Below are 22,852 nucleotides of genomic sequence, written 5' to 3' on the forward strand. Positions count from 1 at the left end.
GATCAGTAGGAAATTAGCCACAGGTATGTCCGGTCGGCGGTCCGCGCCACCTCACGAGGACCGGGCGAAACGCCTATCCCTCCCGGAGGATGCGCATCAGGCGGGTGGTCCGCTCCTTCGCCGCGTTCTCCCGAACGCCCGCCTCCAGCCCCCCGCTCGTGGCGTCCACCAGCGACACGTGCCGCGTCGCCCGGGTCAGCGTCGTGTACACCTGCGGACGCGACACCGGCACCTCCGGCGGGAACACCGCCACCACGGCGGGCCACCGGCCCCCGTGCGCGGCGGCCACCGTCACCGCCCAGCCCGGGCGCAGCGCCGAGGGGTCGGCGACCCTCACCCGCGTACCGCCGGTCAGCTCCACCACGGCGCCCCCGTCCACCTCGCGCAGGTACCCCGTGTCGCCCGGCCCGTAGCCGGGACCGTCCGCCGTGAGCAGCACCCGGTCGCCCACGTCGAACCCGCCGTGCGCGCCCGGCCCCGGGTTCGCCCGTTCCTTGCACGCGGCGTTGAGCGCACGCGCGCCCGCCGGCCCGTCCTCACGCGCGGCCACCACCTGCACGTACTCGGCTCCGATCCCCAGCGCGCGCGGAATCGAGTCCGTCACCAGCTGCACCACCCGGTGCGCCGCCTCCTCGGCCGACGCCGCGGGCACCCGCACCACCTCGCGCTCGGGCGCCTCCACCTCGGGGACCTCGCCCTCGGCCACGGCCGCCGCCAGTTCCGCGATCGGGTCCGGCTCGGCTGGTCCGACCACCCCGGCCACGTGCACCGTCCGCGACGCGGCCACGTCCAGCACCACCTGGCCCGGCGTCGCCGACGGCGCCTGGTCCGGGTCGGCCAGCAGCACCAGGTGGGTGTCGTCCGCGCACACCGACGCCAGCTCGGCGGCCCGGCCCACACCCACCGACATCGCCTCGCACAGCACCACCAGTCCTGCCTCCACCGGCGCACCGGCCAGGAGCGCGGCCAGTGACACCGCGCGCACGGGGGAGTTCCCGGCTCCCCGGGCGTCCTCGGATCCGGGGGCCGCGCCGGGCTCCTCCCCGGCGCCCTCGGGGGCCGCGGTGCCCCCGGCCCCTGTGGTGCCCCCGGCCTCCGCGGGGGCCGGGTCCCCGTCCGTCCTGCGGATTCTCGCAAGGTCGGCGTTGACCGCCGCCGCGGCCTGCGCGGTCGGCGCCGCCACCGCGATCCCCACCTGGCTGTCGGTGGCGATCGCGTCCATGCACACCAGCGCCCGCGCCACCTCCGCGGCGTCGCCGGGACCGTGCCGCAGCACGGTGACCGGGCGCAGGGCCACCGTCACCAGGGCGTCGCGCGTCGGCTCCGAGACCGTGAACCCGCCCCTCTCGGCGGCCTCGTCCACCGTCTCGGCGGCGGTCGCCGAGTCCATGATCGGGTCGTTGCCCCCGATGAGCCGCAGCAGCTGGTCGCCCAACCGCTGTTCGGCGTGCCCCACGTCGGGCAGGGCGTAGAAGCGGTCCGGGTCGGGCAGTTCCGGAACCCCGCCCTCTTCGAAGTCGAAGTCGTCGTCGCCCTCGTCGATGCTCTCCAGCACCACGGCGCTCTCCTCGGCCACGGCCGCCTCCAGCGCCGCGGCGGGATCGGGCACGCCCAGTCTGCCGACCACCGTGGCCAGCCGCTTCTCCTCCACGGCGGTGTGCCCCCGGGCCTCGGACATCCGCAGTACGTGTGCCGTGAGCGCCGCCAGCCTCCGCGGGTCGTCGGGCCGGGCTCCCTCGCCCAGGTGCTTGCGGGCGCAGAAGTCGGCCTGCTCCACGGTCACCTGCGGCAGTCGCAGCAGCAGCCACGGGTTGGCGTCCAACCGCTCGGCGGCACCGGTTCCCAGCGCGGCCAGCAGCCGGGGCGCCAGGGCGCGCGGGGCGCCCATCCGGTCAAGGACGGCGTTGACCTGTTCGATGGCCTCGGACACCTCGGGCGGTTCCCCTCGTCATACGGTTCGCGGACCCTGGGAGCCTACCGACTCGCGACGACGCTCAGTTCCTGGTCCCGCGCCCCGTGCGCCGCCGTCCTCCCCGGCTCCCCGTTCCCCCGGGGTCCTCGGCGCCGTCGCCGACCACCTGGCGCACGGCCGCGCACGGGTCGGTGGCGGGGGACGCCTCCTGGACGGCCACGGCCGCGCGCTGGGCGAGCCCGCGGAACAGTTCCCGGCTGGGCGCGTCCAGTCCCGCCAGCACCTGCTCCTCCACGTGTTCCACCCGCTCGCGGACCCCGGCCAGGACCTCCCGGCCGTGCCCGGTGGCGCACACCCGCCGCACCCGCCGGTCGTGGGGGTCGATCCGGCGCCGCACCAGGCCGACCGCCTCCAGGTCGTCGAGCAGGTAGGTCATCACGCTGCGGTCGATCAGCAGCCGCTCGGCCAGGGCCGCCTGTGTGGGGGGTTCGCCGCGTGAGACGGCGGCGAGTACGTGGTAGCCCCGGCTGCCGTGCGGGAGGTCGGCCAGCGCCGCCTCCACCCGCTCGTGCCAGCGGCGCAGGACCACGGCCAGCGACCACCCCAGGTTCGTGTCCGGGTCCGGGCCCGCGTCCGGGAGCCGCGCGGGTTCCGGAGTGGTGGATGCCATGGCCTGAGGTTACCAGGAATAGGTGTCGTCAAAGATAAGTTGTTGTCACCATCGTTTGATCGACAAACTAGTTTTGGCGCCCCCGAGGAGAGCACCCATGTCCGACTACGGACACCCGCTACGGTTCGGCACCTTCGTCACACCCGCGGCGCAGGACCCCGACCGGGCCGTCACGCTCGCCGAACTCACGGAGGCGGCGGGCCTGGACCTGGCCACCTACCAGGACCACCCCTACAACCCCGCCTTCCTCGACACCTGGACCCTGCTCAGCTGGGTCGCCGCGCGCACCACCCGCCTGCGGGTGTCGGCCAACGTGCTCAACCTCCCCCTGCGCCCGCCCGCGATGCTCGCCCGCTCCGCCGCCACCCTGGACCTGCTCTCCCACGGCCGCCTCGAACTCGGCCTGGGCGCCGGGGCCTTCTGGGACGGCATCGAGGCCATGGGCGTGGACCGCCTCACCCCGCGCCAGGCCGTCGACGCCCTCAGCGAGGGCATCGACGTCATCCGCGCCGTCTGGGACACCGACGCCCGCGGCGGCGTCCGCGTCGACGGCGACCACTACACCGTGCGCGGCATGAAGCGCGGCCCCGAGCCGGCCCACCCCATCGGCATCAGCCTGGGCGCCTACAAGCCCCGCATGCTCCGCCTGGTCGGCGCCAAGGCCGACGGCTGGCTGCCCAGCCTCGGCTACCTCCAGCCCGAGGACATGGCCGCCTCCAACCGCACCATCGACGAGGCCGCACTGGCCGCCGGGCGCGACCCCCGCCAGATCCGCCGGATGCTCAACCTCGCCCAGAGCGCCTTCCTGCCCACCGGCCGGGGCTTCCTGCAGGGACCGCCCGAGCAGTGGGTCGAGGACCTGCTGCCCCTGGTCCTGGAACACGGCTACTCCACCTTCCTCGTGGCCACCGACGACCCGCGCACCATCCAGACCTTCGGCGCCGAGGTCGCCCCCGCGCTGAGGGAGGCCGTCGCGCGCGAACGCGCCGACGCGGGTACCGTCACCGGCCCGGCCCGGGCCGCCGCCTCGCTGGCCGCGCGCCGTCCCGGCATCGACTACGACGCCGTCCCCGAGGACCTGCGCGACCACGCCGTCGAGCCCGGTGACCGCGCCTACGCCAAGGTGCGCCACGGGTACATGCGGAAGGGCTCCCCGGGCCTGGTGCTGCGGCCCGACTCCGCCGAGCGGGTCGCCGAGGCCCTCGCCTACGGCCGCGCCCAGGAGGCCGACCTGCACGTGCGCAGCGGCGGCCACGGCATCAGCGGCCGCTCCACCGGCGACGGCGGTGTCATCGTCGACCTGGCCAGGATGGACGGGGTCGAGGTCCTCGACTCCGGTGCCGGCCTGGTCCGGCTCGGCGCGGGGGCCCGCTGGGGCGAGGTCGCCAGGGCCCTCGCCCCGTACGGCATGGCGATCAGCTCGGGCGACCACGGGGGCGTCGGTGTCGGGGGCCTGGCCACCACGGGCGGCCTGGGCTACATGGCCCGCGCCCACGGCCTGACCATCGACAACGTCACCGCGGCCGAGGTGGTCACCGCCGACGGCCGGATCCTGCGTGCCGACGCCGACCACCACTCCGACCTGTTCTGGGGGGTGCGCGGAGCGGGCGCCAACCTCGGCGTGCTCACCGCCGTCGAGGTCACGGCCGCGCCCGTGCGCGACGTCGTCCTCGGACAGTTCGTCTACGACGCCACCGACACCGCGGCCTTCCTCCGGGCCTGGGGCGAGACGGCCGAGGCGGCGCCGCGCGAGGTCACCGCCTTCCTCACCATGGGTCCGGCGCGCGGCGGTGAGGGCCCCGTCGCCCAGGCCATGGTGGTCTACGCCGGTGAGGACACCGATTCCGCCGTCCGGGCGCTGGAGCCCTTCCTCGGGGTGGGGCCGGTCCTGGACCAGCGGGCCCAGGTCGCGCCCTATCCCGCGATCCTGGTCGGCGCGGACGGGCCGCACCAGGGCCACGGGCTGCCCGAGTCGCGTTCGGGCCTGCTGCGCCACATCACTCCGGAGGCGGCCGAGGGGATGGGGGAGATGCTCGCCTCGGGCGACGTGATGTTCATGCAGCTGCGCCAGGCGGGCGGCGCGGTCAACGACGTTCCGGCCGACGCCACCGCCTACGCCCACCGGTCGCAGAACTTCTCGCTGGGGGTGATGACGGCGACCCGGCGCGCCGCCGGGCTGGACGCCCGCTGGTCGGCCCTGGAGAAGCACCTGGAGGGCATGTACCTGAGCTTCGACACCCGTACCGGGCCCGGGGTCCTCGCGCAGGCATTCCCCGAGCCCGCCCTCTCCAGGCTGCGCGCCCTCAAGGCCGAGTACGACCCGTACGACGTGTTCGACAAGAACTTCCCGATCACGCCCGCCCGGACCTAGGGCAGGCACCGGGTCAGCGCTCGGGGCGCGCGGTGGCGTCGTCGAGGGCGTCGCGGATCTTGGGCGGCAGCTCCACGTTCTCCACGCCCAGGATCTCCTCCAGCTGGGCGAGGGTGCGCGGTCCGACCACCGCCGCCGCCACGCCCTCCTGGTCGCGCGCCCAGCTCAACGCCACCGCCAGCGGCGACACTCCCAGCCCCTCGGCCGCCGTGCACACCGACTCCACCACCCGGCGGCTGCGGTCGTCCAGGTAGGGCTCCACGTAGGGCGCCATGTGCGGGAACGCCGCCCGCGAGTCCGGTGGCGTCCCGTTGCGGTACTTGGCGCTGAGCACGCCCCGGCCCAGCGGCGACCACGCGATCACGTGCGCCCCGGACGAGGCCGCGGCGGGCCGCAGCCCGTGGTCGGCGCCGCGGTTGAGCAGCGAGTACTCGGTGCCCACGCTCACCAGCGGCACACGACCGGGCTGCGCGCGCTGCCAGGTGGCCAGGGACGCGAACTGCCACGCCTCCAGGTTCCCCGTGCCCACGTAGCGGGCCTTGCCCGCCGCCACGGCGGTCTCCATCGCGGCCAGCGACTCCTCCGGCGGGGTGACCGGGTCGAACACGTGCAGCTGCCACAGGTCCACGTAGTCGGTCTGCAGGCGCCGCAGCGAGGCGTCCAGGGAGGCCAGCAGGTGCCTGCGGGAGGCGTCCACCGGACGGTAGCCCTCGGGGGTGTGGCCGCTCTTGGTGGCCACCACGATGTCCTCGCGGCGTACCGAGGCGTGCAGCAGCCGTCCCAGGATCCGCTCGCTCTGGCCGCCGGTGTAGATGTCCGCGGTGTCCACGAGCGTGCCGCCCGCGTCCACGAACGCGGTGAGCTGCTGCCCGGCCTCCTCCTCGGAGGTGTCCTTACCCCAGGTCATCGTGCCGAGAGCGGTACGAGAGACCCAGAGCCCTGATCTGCCCACCTGTCGCTGTTCCATGCGGCGGAGAGTACCGTGTCCGTCCGGCGTCGTCCTTGGACACACCCGCGCCGTGTGCCCTCGGCGCGGCTCCGACCAGGGCGTCCTCCGTGACCGTGGCCGGGGGGGCGGTGGTCCGAACCTGGCGGCCCGGTCGGTGCGCTCCGGCCCGGGGCGGCCGCGACTCCGGGGCCCGCCTACCGTCCCCCGCGCCGGAGGCGGGCCTACCCTGGTGCCCATGGCGACACCCGCAGCATCCCAGGACACCCCTTCCACTCCTGAGGCGGTCACCCTCATCCTCGTCCGGCACGGGATGACCGACGTCACCGGTCCCCGTCTCGCCGGACGCGCCGAGGGCGTCCACCTCAACGACACCGGCCGCGCCCAGGCCGCCGACCTGGCCGCCCGCCTGGACGGGCTGCGCCCGGCCGCTCTGGTCTCCAGCCCGCTCGAACGCTGCCAGGAGACCGCCGGGGCCGTCGCGGAGCGGCTCGGCGTCCCCGTCACCACGGACGAGCGCTTCATCGAGTGCGACTACGGCTCCTGGACCGGCCGCGGTATCGGCGAACTGTCCGAGGAGCCCCTGTGGCGCGTGGTGCAGGACCACCCCAGCGCCGTCCGCTTTCCCGGAGGTGAGGCCCTGGCCACCGCCTCCGCGCGGGCGGTCGAGGCCGTCCGCGACTGGAACAGCCGCCTGCTCATGACCTCGCCCGCCCCCTCCGCCGGTTCCGGTCCGGCCGCCGACGCCGCGCCACCGCCCCCGCCCCCGCCCGTGTACGTGGTGTGCAGCCACGGCGACATCATCAAGTCGATCGTCGCCGACGCCCTCGGTATCCACCTGGACCTCTTCCAGCGTCTGCGCGTGGACCCCTGCTCGGTCACCTCCATCACCTACACGCGCACCCGTCCCTTCCTCAACAAGCTCAACGACACCGGTGAGAGCCTGGCCGCCAGCCTGCCCACCCCGGCCGAGGCCGGCGGTGACGCGGTCGTCGGCGGCGGCGCCGGTTCCCAGGAGCCCTCCGCCGCCTCCCAGGAGTCCGCGACCGACGTCTCCTGAGGGGCCCGCCACGCGTGGGCCGCCGTGAGGCCACGGCCCGGGCGGTCCGCGTCGCCGGCGGCCGCCCGGAAACCCCGGCCCAGGGTGGCGTCCCCGCTCCGTGGGAGGGGGTACGGCCCCGGGAAGCCGGTCCATCAGCGCGTCCGGGGTGTTTGGCGCCGCACCGTCCGTATCCCGTAAGGTTCTTTGCATGCCCGTCTTTCAGTTCAATCCGCCGGAGCGGTTCGTCGCCGGAACCGTGGGCCAGCCGGGAGACCGCACCTTCTTCCTCCAAGCCGTGGGCGAGGGGCGCATCACCAGCGTGGTGCTGGAGAAGGCGCAGGTCGAAGCGCTAGCCACCCGCATCGAGGAACTACTGGAAGAGGTGCACCGGCGCTTCGGCTCCCCGCCGGAGGACGTCCCCGAGCCCGAGGACGAGGATCCCCTGGAGCAGCCCATCGAGCAGGACTTCCGGGTCGGCACGCTCGCCCTGGCCTGGGACGCCGAGGCCGCCCGCGTCATCATCGAGGCCCAGGAGATCGACGAGACCGCCGCCGAGGACATGGTCGAGGACGACGAGGAGGAACTGGAGGTCTTCGCCGAGGAGGCTCCCGCCCACCGCGACGTCCTGCGCGTCTACCTCACCCCCGGCGCCGCCCGCGCCTTCGCCGGACGCGCCATGAAGGTGGTCTCCGCCGGACGGCCGGACTGCCCGCTGTGCGGACGCCCGCTCGACCCCGGCGGCCACGTCTGTCCGCGCCAGAACGGCTACCGTCCGGACCGCCTCGTCTGAGGCCGGGCATGACCACCACATCGGCGGGCCTCCGCGCACGCACACCCGGGAGCCCGAGATGACGGACACCGCCGACGCCTTCGACGGCCTCAGTCCGGCCCTCGGGCTCGACCTGCTCCGCACCGGTGAGCTCACCGTGGAGGGGCGGCTGACCAGCGCCTCCAACGCCACCCTGTACTGCACCGTCTCCGACGGCGTCCACTCCGCCGCCTGCGTGTACAAGCCGGTGGCGGGGGAGCGCCCGCTGTGGGACTTCCCCGACGGGACCCTGGCCGGGCGCGAGGTCAGCGCCTACGCCGTCTCCGAGGCCCTGGGCTGGGCGGTCGTCCCGCCCACGGTCCACCGCGGGGGCCCGTTCGGTGAGGGCATGGTGCAGCTGTGGGTGCACGGCGACACCACCGTCGACCTGGTCGCCCTGTCCCGGAGGACCGACAGCGCCGCCCTGCGCCGCATGGCGGTCTTCGACGCGGTCATCAACAACTCCGACCGCAAGATCGGCCACCTGCTGCCCACCCCCGGCGGCCATCTGTACGGCTGCGACCACGGGGTCTCCCTCGCAGAGGAGTACAAGCTGCGCACCGTGCTGTGGCAGTGGCAGGGGCAGCCGCTGCCCGAGGAGGCCCTGACGGCGCTGTCATCGGTGCGCGTCCAGCTCAGGGAACCCGACAGCACCCTGTCCCGGGAACTGGCCCTGCACCTGTCGGGCCCGGAGGCCTACGCGGTGCGCAGCCGGGTGGACCTGCTCATCGACCACGGCATCCACCCCTACCCGGCACCGGACTGGCCCTCCGTGCCCTGGCCGCCGATCTGAGCCGTCCTCCGGCCACCGATCCGGGTCGAGCAGTGTGAGGATCCTCAACTACCGGAAGGTAACAATGGCGTGTCCGTTGCCCCGGGCGGCACAATGGGGCACGTGAGCAACCAGTGGAACTATCTTTTCGACATGGACGGCGTGCTCGTACGCGAGGAGCACCTCATCCCCGGCGCGGACGCGCTCATCGCGGAGCTGCGCGAGAACGGGACCCCGTTCATGGTGCTGACCAACAACTCCATCTACACCCCGCGCGACCTGCGCGCGCGTTTGCTCAACACGGGACTGGACATCCCGGAGGAGTCCATCTGGACCTCGGCCCTGGCCACCGCCCAGTTCCTCCAGAGCCAGCGTCCGGGCGGTTCGGCCTACGTCGTCGGCGAGTCCGGCCTGACCACCGCCCTGCACAACGTCGGCTACGTGATGACCGAGCGCAATCCCGACTACGTGGTGCTCGGTGAGACCCGCACCTACAGCTTCGAGGCCATCACGCGCGCGATCCGGCTGGTTCGCGACGGCGCCCGGTTCATCGCCACCAACCCCGATGTGACCGGCCCCAGCGCCGAGGGTCCGCTGCCCGCCACGGGCGCGGTCGCCGCGCTGATCGAGAAGGCCACGGGGCGCCGCCCCTACTTCGTGGGCAAGCCCAACCCGCTGATGATGCGGTCGGCGCTGCGCCGGATCGGCGCGCACTCGGAGAACACGCTGATGGTGGGCGACCGCATGGACACCGACGTGCTCAGCGGCCTGGAGGCGGGCCTGCAGACCGTCCTGGTGCTCTCGGGCATCTCCGGACGCGACACCGCCGAACAGTTCCCCTACCGCCCCACCCGGGTGATCGAGTCGGTGAAGGAGCTGGTGGGCGCCACCCTCGACCCCTTCGGCCAGGACTGACCAGGCGGGCACGCGCACCGCCGGGAGCACTCCGGCCGCCGGGACGCCGCACGACCACCCCGAGGAACCCGGTTCGCCGGCGCCCCGACACGACGAAGGGGGCGGTGGACCAGTGTCCACCGCCCCCTCGTGTCGCGGGGTGGTCAGGCGCTCTGCCGCTGCTTGGCGAGCTCCTCCACCTTCGCAGCCTCCTCGCGGCGGCGTGCGCGCAGTAGGGCCAGCCGCTCGGCGAGGACCTCTTCCAGGTCCTCCATGCTCCGACGCTCCAGCAGCATGTCCCAGTGGGTGCGTACCGGCTTGGCGTTCTTGGGCTCCTCGCCGGTACCGTCACGGCGCCGTGCGCGGTCGCCGCAGAAACGGCACTCCCATTCAATGGGAACCTCGGCCTCGGTCGCGAAGGTGACCGAGAAGCGGTGGCCCCGGGTGCAGTCGTAGGTGACCTCCTGCCGCGGAGCCAGGTCGGTGTTGCGGTCGTTCTCATAGCTCGTCGCCCCGAGCCGGGTGCCGCGAAGTGCTCGCTCGGCCATCGTGTGGGTGCCTCCAGGCGCTTGTGCGGTCTCGCGGGGTGTAACGCGTCGGTCCACGTCAAGATTCCCCGCTCACCCGAGGTCGAACCACCTCGGGCACCTCGGGCCCACCCCGTTTCCCGAAACTCGTCCGTCGCGCCGAGTCTGGCACATGTGACCTGTGACACTCCAGGGTGCCTTTTTCGGGTGTGTCTCTATTCCAGACTCAGGGGGAAGAAAACATCCTCCTATTTCCTCATCCGCACCACCGCGTGCGTCTCTTCCCAGGTAAGGGCGCCTGCCTCCGGGTGAGGGGACGGCCGTTCCCGCAGCCGAGCAGAATTTCGTTCTCACGCCCCCTGTGTTCTTTGTGTCGCACGGAGGTACGGACGCCCGGTGCTACGGGCGCGATTGTCACGAAACCGTCCCCAGTGTCACGAAATCATCTTTGTCGTCCCGAAGCGGCCTCGCCGTTCCGAAGCCACCCCGGCGTTCCGGGGCGGCCCAGCCGTCGTGGTGGGCGGTAGCCGCACCGGCGTTCGTTGTGAGCACCACAGGGGCCGGCCCGTCGCGCCGCGTCCGTGCGTCCCCGTCCTCGGCCGTCCCCTCCTCCGCCCCCGCGTCCTCCATGTCCCGTGGTCCCCGTGTGCGCCGTTCCCGCAGTTCACGACCGGGAAAGGCGGTGCTCCGGCAATGGCTGTCCGGAAATTCCCGGTACGTTCCGCAAAGGCGAACTACCGACCCCGGGCGGGTTCCGGTGCACGGGGCCTGCCGCCTTCGCGCCGCATGAGCGATAAAGAGTTCATTATCCTGACATAGCTGTTTGTGACATCTGCTGGTATGTTGACTCGCTGTGCGCCGAAAAGCGCGGATCCAGGAAATCATCCCCCTTTCGGTGTGCCCGGCGTACGCGGAAAGAACTGCCCGGTGCGCCCCTCCCGTGCCCGACCAGAAGTGACGAAGCGGCTGAACGTGGAGCCCGATGACTGCTTGGAACATCCCCCACCTGCGCGAAGCCGTGCCCCCGTGGCTGACGGCACCGCGCTGGCTCCTCCTCCCGCTGGCCGCACTGCCCCTGTGGGCCGTGACTCCCTGGATCGTTCCCGGCGCCCGCGCCCTGCCCCTCCTGGTCGTCTCCGCGGTTCCCCTCCTGCTGCTGACGGCCCTCGCGCTGCTGCTCAACCGGCGCGGCCACCAGACGGGCGAACTGCGCGCCCGGCTCGACGCCGTGCGCGCCGACACCGCGGCTCTGGCCGACGACCACCTGCCCCGCCTGGTCGAACGCCTGCGTGAGGGCGAGTCGGCCGACACCGCCCTGCGCCGCCTGCCCGTGCCCGGGGACCGCGGCGGACGCGCACTCCTGCGGGCCGTGGCCACCGAGATCGCCGCCGCGGAACGCCGCCGCTCCGCCGCCATGGTCGCCTGCGCCACCGCCGCCGGACGCGTCCAGGCCCTGACCACCACCATGCTCGCCGACCTGCGCCGGATGCAGGAGCGCCACGGCGACGGTGAGGCGGGCACCGACGTCCTCGGCGACCTCATGCACCTGGACCACAGCACCGCCCAGGCCGGACGCGTCGCCGACAGCATCGCCGTCCTCACCGGCGCCCGCTCCGGCCGCCGCTGGGGCCGCGCCATCGCCCTGGAGAGCGTCGTGCGCGGCGCCATGGCCCGGATCGGCGCCTACCAGCGCGTCCGTGTCCACAACGTGTCCACCCACGCGGTCGCCGGGTTCGCCGCCGAGGGCGTCATCCACGCCCTGGCCGAACTCCTCGACAACGCCGCCAGGTTCTCCCCGCCCACCGCCGAGGTCCACGTCCACGTGGAGGAGGTCCAGGCCGGGGTCGCGGTCATGGTCGAGGACGGCGGCCTGGTCATGGGGGAGGAGGCCCTGCGCCGCGCCCGCCGCACCGTCGAGAACGGACTGGACCTGGCCACCATCTCCGGCACCCGCCTCGGCCTGTCGGTCGTCGGCCAGATCGCCCACCGCTACGGCCTGTCGGTGTCCTTCCGCTCCTCCGCCCGCGGGGGTACCGCGGTGATCCTGCTCCTGCCCCAGAAGCTCATCAAGCCACTCCCCGCACTCCCGGCACCCGCCTCCGGGACGAAGGCGACCGCGCCCGCCGCACCACCCACCGACCCCGACACCACCCCCCTCCCCGCCGCGGCCCCCTCCACCGCCGCGGACGCCGCCACCCCGGACACCAACGGGCTTCCCCAGCGCCGCCGCGGCCAGACCCTCGCGGCGGCCGAGAGCGCCCGGGCCACTCCCCCCAGGAGCGGTCCCGTCACCTCGGCGCAGGGATTCGGCGCCTTCCGTTCCGCGGTGCGCGGCCAGGACCCGACCGGATAAGGACGCATGATGGACCTCGACAAGTTGACCTGGCTGCTCGAAGGCCTGCTGGAACGCACCCCCGGCACCCGCCACGCCCTCGTGCTCTCCCGCGACGGGCTCAAGCTGTGCCACAGCTCCGGCCTGCGCACCGACAGCGCCGACCACCTCGCCGCGATCGCCGCCGGCGTGCAGAGCCTGGCGCACAGCGCCTCGGTGGAGTTCGGCGACGGGGCGGGCGGGGTCCGCCAGGCCATGGCCGAGTTCTACGGCGGACTGCTGTTCATCGTCGAGGCCGGGCACGGCGCGCACCTGGCCGTCATCACCTCCGGGGAGGCGGAACCGGGCCTGGTCGGGCACAACATGAACGAACTGGTCGAGCAGATGGGCGAGTACCTGTCCACCCCGGTCCGTGCCGTCACCGACACGGCATGACCCGCTCCCACCGGCAGGAGGGGCCCGACCGCCTCTACGTCATCACCTCGGGCCGCAGCGGTGGGGCCGACGACTCCCTGGACGCGGTGACCCTCGTCGTGGCCGAGAGCGAGCCCGTCCCCGGCATGCAGTCCGAGCACGCCCGGATCCTGCGGTTGTGCCGCAACCCGACGGCGGTGGTGGAGGTCTCCGCCCATCTGCGCCTGCCCGTGGCGATCGTGCGCATCCTGCTCACCGACCTGCTCGACACCGGACGGATCACCGCGCGCCACCCCCGGCCGGCGCCCTCACCGGCCCACCCCCTCGCCTCCCCGGACGTGTTGGAGAAGGTGCTCGTTGCACTCCACGACCTCTGAGTCCCCCGCCCCGGAACCCCCCTCCGGCACCGGACCGCCCGATCCCCCCTCCAGTGCCGCACGGCCGGGGCCCGCCCCCGGCGGCGCGTACTCCCCGCTCCCCGCCACCGTCCAACAGGCCCTCAAGATCGCCGTCGTCGGCGGCTTCGGGGCCGGCAAGACCACCCTGGTCCGCTCGGTCAGCGAGATCCGTCCGCTCAGCACCGAGGAGACCATGACCCGCGCCGGGGACGGGATCGACGACACCGACGGGGTGGAGGCCAAGCACTCCACCACCGTCGCCTTCGACTTCGGCCGCATCACCCTGGACGCCACCTCGGTCCTGTACGTCTTCGGCGCCCCCGGCCAGGAGCGGTTCTGGTTCCTGTGGGACCGCCTGTTCTCCGGAGCCCTGGGCGCGGTCGTGCTGGTCGACACCCGGCGTCTGCGGGACTCCTGGTACGCCATCGACCGGCTGGAGGCCCAGGGCACCCCCTTCGTCGTCGCCCACAACGACTTCGGCGACACCGACCACACCCTCGAACAGGTGCGCGCGGCCCTGGACCTGGACCCCGCCGTTCCCCTGGTGCGCTGCGACGCGCGCGTACGCGCCTCGGCCAAACAGGTCCTCATCGCCCTGGTGCGACACGTCCGCTCCCTCGTCACGGGAGGCTCCCGGTGAGCGGCCGGGGCGCCTGCCCCGTCCGCCTCCACGGCTCCGGCTTCCGTACCGACCCCGGCGGCCTCTACCAGCGGATGCGCGCCGAGCACGGTCCGGTGGTGCCCGTGCTCATGGAGGGCGACGTCCCCGCCTGGCTGGTGATCGGCTACCGCGAGCTCCACCACGTCCTGAGCAGTCCCGACGTGTTCGCGCGCTCCTCGCGCCGCTGGAACGCCTGGGACCGTGTGCCCGAGGACTGGCCGCTGCTGCCCATGGTGATCCAGCTCCCCACGGTCCTGTACTCGGAAGGGGAGGAGCACCGAAGGCGCGCGGGCGCGGTCAGCGACGCCCTGGCCGGAGCCGACCCCCACGAGCTGCGCACGGTCACCACACGCATGGCCGACCGCCTCGTCGACGGGTTCTGCGCCTCCACCGGAACCGACCTGCGCCAGGCCTACACCGCGCGCCTGCCCGCCCTGGTGCTGAGCTGGCTCTACGGCCTGGACGACGACCGGGGAGGCGAGATCGCCTCCCTCATGTCCACCATGATCGACGGCGGCTCCGAGGCCATGGACGCCCAGCGCGCCCTCATGGCCGCCATGGCCGGGATCGTCGCCCAGCGGCGCGCCGATCCCGGAGCCGACATGGTCTCCCGCCTGCTCGCCCATCCGGCGGGCTACACCGACGAGGAGGCCGTCCCCGAGCTCATCGTCCTCCTCGGCGGAGGCAACCAGCCCACCGGCGAGTGGCTGGGCAACGCGCTGCGCCTGATGCTCACCGACGACCGCTTCGCCGCCTCCATCGCGGGAGCCCGCCGCAGTGCCCAGGAGGCCCTCAACGAGGTCCTGTGGGCGGACACCCCCACCCAGGTCCACGCGGGACGCTACGCCGTACACGACGTGGAGTTGGGCGGACAGCTCATCCGCGGGGGCGACCTGGTGCTGCTCGGGATCGCGGGGGCCAACACCGACCCGGACGTGCGTCCGGGAGCCGGTGCACCGGGAGACCGGGGCAACCACGCCCACCTGTCCTTCTCCCACGGCGAGCACCGCTGCCCCTACCCCGCGCAGGAGATCGCCGAGATCGTCGCGGTGGCCGGCATCGAGGTCCTGATGGACCGGCTGCCCGACCTCGATCTGGCGGTCGCCCCCGAGGAACTGCGCTGGCGCCCCTCCCCCTGGGTGCGGGGCGTGGCCTCCCTGCCCGTCACCTTCACCCCCGTACCACCCCTGGGAGAGATCTGATGTCCTGCCCCGTTCAGCACGGCTCCGACGGAACAGTGGTCCTGGACCCCTACGTCACCGACCTGCGCACCGAACGCGAGGTCCTGCACGCGGCCGGACCGCTCACCCGGGTGGAACTGCCGGGCGGCGTGACCGCCTGGGCGGTCACCCACCACGAGGCCGCCCGCGAGCTGCTCACCGACCCCCGACTGGTCAAGGACGTCGCGCACTGGGACGACCTGCAGAGCGGACGCGTCCCCGAGGGCTGGCCCCTGCTGAGCACGATCCCGCCGACCCCCACCAACCTCCTGGGCACCGACGGGGCCGAGCACCGGCGCCTGCGCCTGCTCACCGCCAGGGCCTTCTCCGCGCGCAGCGTCGAGCGCCTGCGCCCCCGCGTCCGCGAACTCACCGGCGAACTGCTCGAAGCCATGGAGCCCAAGGCCGACCAGCCCCTGGACCTGAAGTCGGAGTTCGCCTTCCAGCTGCCGATGAACGTGATCGGCGAACTGTACGGGGTGGACCGCGGCGAGTTCGGCTACCTGCGCGACATGTACGTCAAGTTCTTCTCCTCGGTCACCGGACCCGAGGAGTTCATGGAGGTCTACGCGGCCCTGGAGCGCTACTACGACGACATGGTCGCCGCCAGGCGCGCCGACCCCGGGAACGACCTGACCAGCGAACTCCTCCAGGCGGGGGAGAACGGCGACGCCCTGACCGACCTGGAGGTGCGCGGCACCCTGCAGGTCACCGTGGCCGCCGGGCACGAGACCACCGTCAACCTTCTGTGCGGCGCCGTGCGCGCCCTGCTCACCCACCCCGACCAGTTCGCCCTGGTCAAGGAGGGCCGGGTGAGCTGGGAGGCGGTCGTGGAGGAGACCCTGCGCTATGACCCGCCCACCTCCAACATGGTCTTCCGCTTCGCCACCGAGGACGTCGAGGCCGACGGGCGGACCATCCGCAAGGGCGAGGCGCTCATGGTCTCCTACGGGGCCGTCAGCCGCGACCGCGCCGAACACGGAGAGGACCCCCACCCCGCTACCTTCGACCTGACCCGTGAACAGGGCCGCCACATCTCCTTCGGGTACGGGCCGCACGTGTGCCCCGGCGCCACACTGGCCCGGATGGAGGGCCGTATCGCCCTGCCGATGCTCTTCGAGCGCTACCCGGACCTGGAACTGGCCGTTCCCGACGAGGAGTTGAGGAACCACCACTCGATCATCGTCAACAGCCTCCAGGAACTCCCCGTACTCCTGCGCCCCTGACGGTCCGACCGAAAGTGCCGCGTGTGTGCGCCAGGAGGCCTCCCCCACGGGGTTCCCGTACCCGTAGCGCGTCCCGGCGTCCACCCCGCCGCAACGGGGCCACGCCGGACCGGGCGCGAAGGAAGGCCCACGACGACACGGCGGTCCGGTCCCCGGCCGCGTTCCACCGACCCCCTCTCTCCGCCAACGGAAAGGTCCGCGATGGGCGAACCCGTCCGGCTGTACGACGACCGCTTCAACACCGATCCCGGTGGCTTCTACCAGCGGATGCGCGCCGAGCACGGTCCGGTGGTGCCCGTGCTCATGGAGGGCGACGTCCCCGCCTGGCTGGTGATCGGCTACCGCGAGCTCCACCACGTCCTGAGCAGTCCCGACGTGTTCGCGCGCTCCTCGCGCCGCTGGAACGCCTGGGACCGTGTGCCCGAGAACTGGCCGCTGCTGCCGGTCCTGGCGCCCCTGCCCAACCTGCTCTCCGCCGAGGGCGAGGAGCACCGGCGCCGCACGGCCGCGGTCAACGAGGCCCTCGACGGGGCCGATCCCCACGAGCTGCGCACGGTCCTCACCCGGCTGGCCGACCGCCTCATCGACGGTTTCTGCGCCTCCACCGGCACCGACCTGCGCGTCCAGTACGCGCAGCGGCTCCCCTCCCTGCTGCTGTGCTGGATGTACGGCCTGGACGACGACCGGGGCGAGGCGGTCACCACCCTCATGAGCACCATGTTCGACGCCGGTCCCGACTCCGTCAGGGCCCACGCCGAGATCGTCGCCGAGTTCACCGGGCTCATCGCCGCGCGCCGGGCCGAGCCGGGACCGGACGTGGTCTCGCGCATGATCGCCCATCCCGCGGACTACGGCGACGAGGACCTGATCGCCGAACTGGTCGCGATCATGGGCGGGGCCCACCAGACCACCGCGGAGTGGATCGGCAACGCCCTGCGCCTGATGCTCACCGACGACCGCTTCTCGGCCTCCATGGCGGGTGCCCGCAGCAGCGTGGGGGAGGCCCTGACCGAGGTCCTGTGGGAGGACTCCCCCTCCCAGATGAACGCCGGACGCTTCGCCGCCCACGACGTGGAGCTGGACGGCAAGCTCATCCGCAAGGGCGACCTCGTCCTGTTGGGCTTCGCCGCGGCCAACAAGGACCCCCGCCTGCGGGTCGGGGGACACGACGAGGGCGTCCGGGGCAACCACGCCCACCTGTCCTTCTCCCACGGTGAGCACAGCTGCCCCCACGCCGCGCGGGGGATCGCCGAGACCATGGCCGTCACGGCCGTCGAGGTGCTTCTGGACCGCCTCCCCGACGTCGAACTGGCCATCCCCGCCGAACAGGTGCGCTGGCGGCCCTCCCCCTGGGTCAGGGGAGTCGTGTCGCTGCCGGTCACCTTCACCCCCACACCCCCGCAAGGAGTGCACTGATGTCCTGCCCCATGCAGCACACCGCCGACGGAGTCCCCCTCCTGCACGCCGTCCCCGACGACGTGCAGGCCGACCGGGAGCGCTTCTACCAGGCCGGACCCCTCACACGGGTCGAACTGCCCGGCGGGGTCCGGGCCTGGGCCACCACCCACCACGAGGCCAGCCGCGCCACCCTCAACGACCCCCGGTTCGTCAAGAGCGTCGACCACTGGGCCGACTACCAGAGCGGCCGGGTCCCCGAGGGCTGGCCGCTGATGGGCACGATCCCCACCGACGGCTCCAACATGCTGGCCCTGGACGGGGCCGCCCACCGGCGCATGCGCCGACTCATCGCCAGCCCGTTCTCGGCGCGCAGGGTCGAGCGCCTGAGCCCGCGCATCGAGGAGATCACCGCCAGGGCGCTCGACGCCCTGGAGCCGCGCTCCGGCGAGCCCCTGGACCTGAAGTCGGAGTTCACCTTCAAGGTGCCCATGGGGGTGATCGGAGAGCTGTACGGGGTGGCCGAGACCGAGTACGCCCAGCTCGGCGAGATGTACGCCAAGCTCTTCTCCGGAACCACCGAGGAGGGCGAGCACCTGGAGATCTACGGCGCCCTGTTCCAGTTCTTCACCGAGATGGTCGCCCGCAAGCGCGCCGGCCTCGACGAGCACGACGACTTCACCACCGACCTGCTCAGGGCGGGGGAGGACGGCGACTCCCTCAGCGACGCCGAGATCACCATCACCCTGCTGACCGTGGTGGCGGCCGGGCACGAGACCACCGTCAACCTGCTCAACAACGTGGTGCGCGCCCTGCTCGCCCACCCCGACCAGTTCGCCATGCTCAGGCGGGGCGAGGTCACGTGGGACGCGGTGATCGAGGAGACGCTGCGCTACGACCCCCCGAACAACGTCATGATGTTCCGCTTCGCCACCGAGGACGTCGAGATCGGCGGTGAGACCATCCGCAGGGGCGAGGCCCTGATGACGCACTACGGCGCGGCGACCCGGGACCGCGAGGAGTTCGGGCAGGACCCGCACCCGGCCGTCTTCGATCCGACGCGGACCAGGGGGCGCCACATCTCCTTCGGGTACGGTCCGCACATCTGCCCCGGGGCCCCGCTGTCGCGCCTGGAGGCGAGGATCATCCTGCCGATGCTCTTCGACCGCTTCCCCGACCTGAGGCTGGCCGTCCCGGACGGGGAACTCCGGATCCAGGCCGCGCTCTCGGTCACCAGCCTCAGGGAGTTCCCGGTCGTGCTGCGTCCCCGGCCGTAACGGCCACGCGGGAGCGTCCGGACCGGTCGGCACGGGCCGCGTCGCCCGTGCCGGCCGTCCGCACCAAGAACCCCTGACCCCGCGCGACCCCTGCGTTGACGGTCGTGGACCGTAGGCTCACCTGGTCACGGTTTCTCATAGCGGGAGGAAGGGGATGAAGCGGACATGATGCCGACTCGGCTGACCGTCGCCGCAGCCCTGGCCCTCCTCGTCGCCACCGGCCACGGACCCGCGCAGGAGACGGCGCCGACCAGTGTCGAGAAGCGCTCCGAGCGGGCGCTGGCGTCCACCGACCGGGAGGCGGAGGAGGAGAACGCGGCGGCGTACGTGGCGGCCCTCGCCCGCACCGGGGAGCCCGAGCGGATGCGCGAGGGACTGGAGCGTGCCGCCGAGGGCTCCACCGCCCACACCTACCTCACCCACCACGCGGCGGTCGCCCGGGCCCGGGCCGACGGGGGCGGTTCCGCACCGGACATCGAGGTGGAGCGCACCGGGGACGGCTACGAACTGTGCCCCGCCCCGGGCCCGGCCTCCGACCGGGCCTGCGCCGCCCACGGCGACTTCACCGCGCGGGACGGCCTGATCACCGGCCTGCTCGTGGAAGGCCGCGACCCCGGCCCCGGCCTGCTGGCCCCCGAGGGGGTGGAGTTCGAATCCGAGGGAGTGCGCGCCACCCTGCTGACCGCCTACCAGTCCGTCACCGACAAGTCCCTGGTGGTGACGGTCGAGTTCACCACCGATGACAACGCCAGCCTCGGCCTCCCCCACGCCACCTACGAGCACGGGGAAGGCCGTGAGGACCAGGCACAGGAGGCGGTGGGGCGCTACGAACTCGACGCCGGCGAGTCCACCCGCGCCGCGTTCTCCTTCCCCGGAGCCACCCCCGGCGGCACACTCAGGGTGGGCGGATGCCTGGAGGAGTGCTCGGCCCTGGTCGACGTCGCACTGCCCGTCGAGTAACCGCGCTCCGGAAAGGACCTCTTACCTCGCGCGGCGCACCCGCCCCTCGTCCCACACCGGCTCCGGTGCCTCGTACACGCCGCCGTCGGCGCCGAAGACCACGAACCGGTCGAACCCGCGCGCGAACCAGCGGTCGTGCGTCACCGCCAGGATCGTGCCCTCGTAGGCCTCCAGCGCCGACTCCAGTGCCTCCGCCGACACCACGTCCAGGTTGTCCGTGGGCTCGTCCAGCAGCAGCATCGTCGCCCCCGACAGCTCCAGCAGCAAGATCTGGAACCGCGCCTGCTGCCCGCCCGAGAGGGTGTCGAAGGTCTGCTCGGCGGCCGGGGCCAGCTCGTAGCGGTCCAGCGCCCGCCCCGCCTCGTCGCGGGGCACGCCCCTGCGGGCGCCCTCGCCGCGGTGCAGGACGTCCAACAGCGTGCGGCCCGTGAACTCGGGGTGCTCGTGGGTCTGCGCGAACCAGCCCGGGAGCACCCGCGCGCCCAGCCGGGCCGTGCCGGTGTGCTCCACCGGGGGCACCTTCACCCGCTCCTCCTCCGACAGCGCCGAGGACTCCGGGTCGCTGCCGCCCCCGGCCGCCAACCGCAGGAAGTGCGACTTGCCCGAGCCGTTGGAGCCCAGCACCGCCACCCGCTCGCCGTACCAGACCTCCAGGTCGAACGGACGCATCAGCCCGGTCAGCTCCAGCCCCGCGCACACCAGGGCGCGCTTGCCCGTCCGTCCGCCCCGCAGCCGCATCCGCAGGTTCTGCTCCCGGGGCAGCCTCTCCGGCGGGCCCGCCTCCTCGAACCTGCGCAGCCGGGTCCGGGCGGACTGGTAGCGCGAGGCCATGTCCGAGTTGTAGGCGGCCTTCTGCTTGTAGGCCGCCACCAGCGCCCGGAGCTTGGCGTGCTCCTCGTCCCAGCGCCGCCGCAGCTCGTCCAGCCGCGCGAACCGCTCCCGGCGGGCGCCGTGGTAGGTGTCGAACGCGCCGCCGTGCACCCACGCCGTGTTGCCCGCCGCGCCCAGTTCGAGCGTGACGATCCGGTCCGGGACCCGGCTGAGCAGTTCGCGGTCGTGGGAGACGAACAGGACCGTCTTCGGGGTGGCCAGCAGCGCCTCCTCCAGCCAGCGCTTGCCCGGCACGTCCAGGTAGTTGTCCGGCTCGTCCAACAGCAGCACCGGCGCCGGACCCCGCAGCAGGGCCTCGATGACCAGGCGTTTCTGTTCACCCCCGGACAGGGTGCGCACCTCACGCCACCGGCACCGCTCGTAGGGGGCGCCCAGCGCCGCCGTGCAGCACTGGTCCCACACCACCTCGGCGTCGTAACCTCCCGCGTCGCCGTAGCGGGCGATGGCCTCGGCGTAGCGCATCTGCGTCCTCTCGCCGTCGTCGACCGTCATCGCGGTCTCGGCCGCCTCCAGGTCGGCGTGCGCCTCGCGCACCGCCGTGGGGGAGACCGACACCAGCAGCTCGTGGACGGTGGTCTCGTCGCGCACGTGCCCGACGAACTGCGGCATCACGCCGAGGTCGCCGTCCAGGGTGACCGCGCCGCCCTGGGGGCGCTGCTCGCCGCGCACGATCCGCAGCAGGGTGCTCTTGCCCGCGCCGTTGGCGCCCACCAGCGCCGCCTTGGACCCCTCGCCCACGCGGAAGGACACCGCGTCCAGCAGGACCCGGCCGTCGGGCAGGGTGTGGCCGACCTGGTTGACGTCGATGTAGCCCAAGACCGCTCTCCACGTGGATTCCGCCGGACGCGCCGACTCCCGCGCCGGCGCCCCGGAAGGCTTCCACGGCGCGACGAGCAGTCGCAACCGGTTTTCCGGGGCGCGGGCACCAGCGGGCGTCGACGGGTACCAGCGGGCGCTGGCGGGAATCGGCGGGCGCCTACGGGCGAACCGGTGGTCGAGCGGATCAGCCCAGGAATCCGCGCACGCCCGCCCGGCGTGTGCGGAGGCGATCGATTCGCCACACAGGGTAGTTGTAGGGGTGTCTGATACGGGCGGGCCGCGGCACGCGGAGCCCACGGGAACACACCGAACCACCGGGCGGGGAAGCGGATGCAGATCGGGTACAAACTGGCGACCGAGGCCTTCGGGCCCGAGGAGCTCATCCGGCAGGCGGTGCTGGCCGAGCGCGCCGGATTCGACTTCGTGGAGATCAGCGACCACTTCCACCCCTGGCTGGACAACCAGGGCCACTCGCCCTTCACGTGGACCGTGCTCGGCGCCATCGCGGCCAGGACCGAGCGGATCGGGCTGGCGACCGGGGTGACCTGCCCGACCGTGCGCTACCACCCGGCGATCATCGCCCAGGCCGCCGCGACCCTGGCCCTGGTCTCCAAGGGGCGCTTCGTCCTCGGGGTCGGCTCGGGGGAGCGGCTCAACGAGCACGTCGTCGGCGAGGAGTTCCCCGACTCGGTCCACGTGCGCCACGACATGCTGCGCGAGGCCCTGGTAATCATCCGGCTGCTGTGGAACGGCGGCTACCAGTCCTACGAGGGCGACCACCTGCGCCTGGAGGACGCCCGGGTGTTCGACCTGCCAGAGGAGGCGCCGCTGATCGCCGTCGCCGCCAGCGGCGGGGTCTCGGCCAAGATCGCCGCCGAACTCGGCGACGGGCTCTTCGCCACCGAGCCCAAAGCGCAGATCGTGGGCGACTACCGCGACGCCGGAGGCGACGGACCGGGCTACGCCGAGGTGCCCATGGCCTGGGCACCCGACGAGCACACCGCCGCGCGGGCCGCCCTGGAGACCTCCCGCTGGGCCCTGACCGGCTGGAAGGTCATGAGCGAGCTGCCCAACCCCGTCAACTTCGCGGCCGCCACCACCACGGTCCGGGAGGAGGACGTCCTGGGCCACTTCGCCTGCGGCCCCGACCCGGAGCGCTACGTCGAGGCCTCCCGGAAGTACGTCGAAGCGGGCTTCGACCGACTGGTCATGCAGAACGCCGGCCCGGACCCCGACGGATTCATCGACTTCTACCAGCGGGAACTGGACGGACGCCTGCGCGCGCTGGCCTCCTGACCGGCCGGGGCGCGTACGGAG

The 22,852-nt window shown here is 73.1% G+C and carries 20 protein-coding genes; 15 read left to right on the forward strand and 5 right to left on the reverse strand.

The genetic code is table 11. From position 1 onward, the window contains the following. Positions 1 to 73: 73 nt before the first annotated feature. Together FYX01_RS12825 and FYX01_RS12830 are read right to left on the reverse strand one after the other, a co-directional pair. Entirely contained in the window at positions 74 to 1,930 is a 1,857-nt protein-coding gene (locus FYX01_RS12825) for a helix-hairpin-helix domain-containing protein (protein ID WP_150240919.1), read from the reverse strand. Between the two features lie 64 nt (positions 1,931 to 1,994). Next, on the reverse strand, positions 1,995 to 2,582 hold the full coding sequence (locus FYX01_RS12830; RefSeq protein ID WP_150240921.1) for a MarR family winged helix-turn-helix transcriptional regulator: 588 nt from the start codon (positions 2,580 to 2,582) through the stop codon (positions 1,995 to 1,997). 97 nt (positions 2,583 to 2,679) lie between these two features. Between FYX01_RS12830 and FYX01_RS12835 the strand changes: the two genes are divergently transcribed. Next, a complete protein-coding gene (locus FYX01_RS12835; protein ID WP_150240923.1) occupies positions 2,680 to 4,953 on the forward strand; it encodes an LLM class flavin-dependent oxidoreductase in 2,274 nt (757 codons plus the stop codon). Positions 4,954 to 4,966: 13 nt separating this feature from the next. On the opposite strand, the gene FYX01_RS12840 is transcribed toward FYX01_RS12835, so the two are convergent. Then, on the reverse strand, positions 4,967 to 5,920 hold the full coding sequence (locus FYX01_RS12840) for an aldo/keto reductase (protein WP_190394299.1): 954 nt from the start codon (positions 5,918 to 5,920) through the stop codon (positions 4,967 to 4,969). A gap of 217 nt (positions 5,921 to 6,137) precedes the next feature. On the opposite strand from FYX01_RS12840, the gene FYX01_RS12845 reads away from it, so the two are divergent. From FYX01_RS12845 to FYX01_RS12860, 4 genes are all read left to right on the forward strand, one after another. Further along, positions 6,138 to 6,959 (forward strand): histidine phosphatase family protein, encoded by an 822-nt coding sequence (locus tag FYX01_RS12845; RefSeq protein WP_150240925.1) that lies wholly within the window; start codon positions 6,138 to 6,140, stop codon positions 6,957 to 6,959. A gap of 190 nt (positions 6,960 to 7,149) precedes the next feature. After that, positions 7,150 to 7,731, forward strand: a complete 582-nt coding sequence (locus FYX01_RS12850) for a DUF3090 domain-containing protein (RefSeq protein WP_150240927.1) — start codon at positions 7,150 to 7,152, stop codon at positions 7,729 to 7,731. Positions 7,732 to 7,789: 58 nt separating this feature from the next. After that, positions 7,790 to 8,542, forward strand: a complete 753-nt coding sequence (locus FYX01_RS12855) for an SCO1664 family protein (protein ID WP_150240929.1) — start codon at positions 7,790 to 7,792, stop codon at positions 8,540 to 8,542. A gap of 93 nt (positions 8,543 to 8,635) precedes the next feature. Next, positions 8,636 to 9,436, forward strand: a complete 801-nt coding sequence (locus tag FYX01_RS12860) for an HAD-IIA family hydrolase (protein WP_150241315.1) — start codon at positions 8,636 to 8,638, stop codon at positions 9,434 to 9,436. Between the two features lie 143 nt (positions 9,437 to 9,579). Here the strand turns inward: FYX01_RS12860 and FYX01_RS12865 are convergent, their stop codons facing one another. Beyond that, a complete protein-coding gene (locus FYX01_RS12865; RefSeq protein ID WP_150240931.1) occupies positions 9,580 to 9,963 on the reverse strand; it encodes an RNA polymerase-binding protein RbpA in 384 nt (127 codons plus the stop codon). A gap of 961 nt (positions 9,964 to 10,924) precedes the next feature. Between FYX01_RS12865 and FYX01_RS12870 the strand changes: the two genes are divergently transcribed. From FYX01_RS12870 to FYX01_RS12910, 9 genes are all read left to right on the forward strand, one after another. Continuing rightward, positions 10,925 to 12,295, forward strand: a complete 1,371-nt coding sequence (locus tag FYX01_RS12870) for a sensor histidine kinase (protein ID WP_190394300.1) — start codon at positions 10,925 to 10,927, stop codon at positions 12,293 to 12,295. Positions 12,296 to 12,304: 9 nt separating this feature from the next. Continuing rightward, positions 12,305 to 12,709, forward strand: coding sequence for a roadblock/LC7 domain-containing protein (locus FYX01_RS12875; RefSeq protein ID WP_150241319.1), 405 nt, complete (start codon positions 12,305 to 12,307; stop codon positions 12,707 to 12,709). Next, positions 12,706 to 13,065, forward strand: a complete 360-nt coding sequence (locus FYX01_RS12880; protein ID WP_150240933.1) for a DUF742 domain-containing protein — start codon at positions 12,706 to 12,708, stop codon at positions 13,063 to 13,065. Before FYX01_RS12875 ends, FYX01_RS12880 begins: the two co-directional genes overlap by 4 nt. Continuing rightward, positions 13,046 to 13,726, forward strand: a complete 681-nt coding sequence (locus FYX01_RS12885; protein WP_150240935.1) for a GTP-binding protein — start codon at positions 13,046 to 13,048, stop codon at positions 13,724 to 13,726. The genes FYX01_RS12880 and FYX01_RS12885 overlap by 20 nt, the downstream gene beginning before the upstream one ends. Next, positions 13,723 to 14,949, forward strand: coding sequence for a cytochrome P450 (locus FYX01_RS12890; protein ID WP_150240937.1), 1,227 nt, complete (start codon positions 13,723 to 13,725; stop codon positions 14,947 to 14,949). Before FYX01_RS12885 ends, FYX01_RS12890 begins: the two co-directional genes overlap by 4 nt. Beyond that, the gene (locus FYX01_RS12895) at positions 14,949 to 16,193 is read left to right on the forward strand and encodes a cytochrome P450 family protein (RefSeq protein ID WP_150240938.1); all 1,245 of its coding nucleotides are present in this window, start codon (positions 14,949 to 14,951) and stop codon (positions 16,191 to 16,193) included. The genes FYX01_RS12890 and FYX01_RS12895 overlap by 1 nt, the downstream gene beginning before the upstream one ends. Positions 16,194 to 16,394: 201 nt before the next feature. Then, positions 16,395 to 17,609, forward strand: a complete 1,215-nt coding sequence (locus FYX01_RS12900) for a cytochrome P450 (protein WP_150240940.1) — start codon at positions 16,395 to 16,397, stop codon at positions 17,607 to 17,609. Continuing rightward, on the forward strand, positions 17,609 to 18,865 hold the full coding sequence (locus FYX01_RS12905; protein WP_150240942.1) for a cytochrome P450 family protein: 1,257 nt from the start codon (positions 17,609 to 17,611) through the stop codon (positions 18,863 to 18,865). Before FYX01_RS12900 ends, FYX01_RS12905 begins: the two co-directional genes overlap by 1 nt. Positions 18,866 to 19,030: 165 nt before the next feature. Then, the gene (locus FYX01_RS12910; RefSeq protein WP_150240944.1) at positions 19,031 to 19,825 is read left to right on the forward strand and encodes a hypothetical protein; all 795 of its coding nucleotides are present in this window, start codon (positions 19,031 to 19,033) and stop codon (positions 19,823 to 19,825) included. Between the two features lie 21 nt (positions 19,826 to 19,846). Here FYX01_RS12910 and FYX01_RS12915 read toward each other — a convergent pair whose 3' ends face one another. After that, positions 19,847 to 21,532, reverse strand: a complete 1,686-nt coding sequence (locus FYX01_RS12915; RefSeq protein WP_150240946.1) for an ABC-F family ATP-binding cassette domain-containing protein — start codon at positions 21,530 to 21,532, stop codon at positions 19,847 to 19,849. Positions 21,533 to 21,865: 333 nt separating this feature from the next. Here FYX01_RS12915 and FYX01_RS12920 point away from each other — a divergent pair, with 333 nt between their 5' ends. After that, positions 21,866 to 22,831, forward strand: a complete 966-nt coding sequence (locus tag FYX01_RS12920; protein WP_150240948.1) for a TIGR03557 family F420-dependent LLM class oxidoreductase — start codon at positions 21,866 to 21,868, stop codon at positions 22,829 to 22,831. Positions 22,832 to 22,852 lie beyond the last annotated feature (21 nt).

The sequence above is a fragment of the Nocardiopsis quinghaiensis genome (assembly GCF_008638365.1).
Classification (GTDB): Bacteria; Actinomycetota; Actinomycetes; order Streptosporangiales; family Streptosporangiaceae; genus Nocardiopsis; species Nocardiopsis quinghaiensis.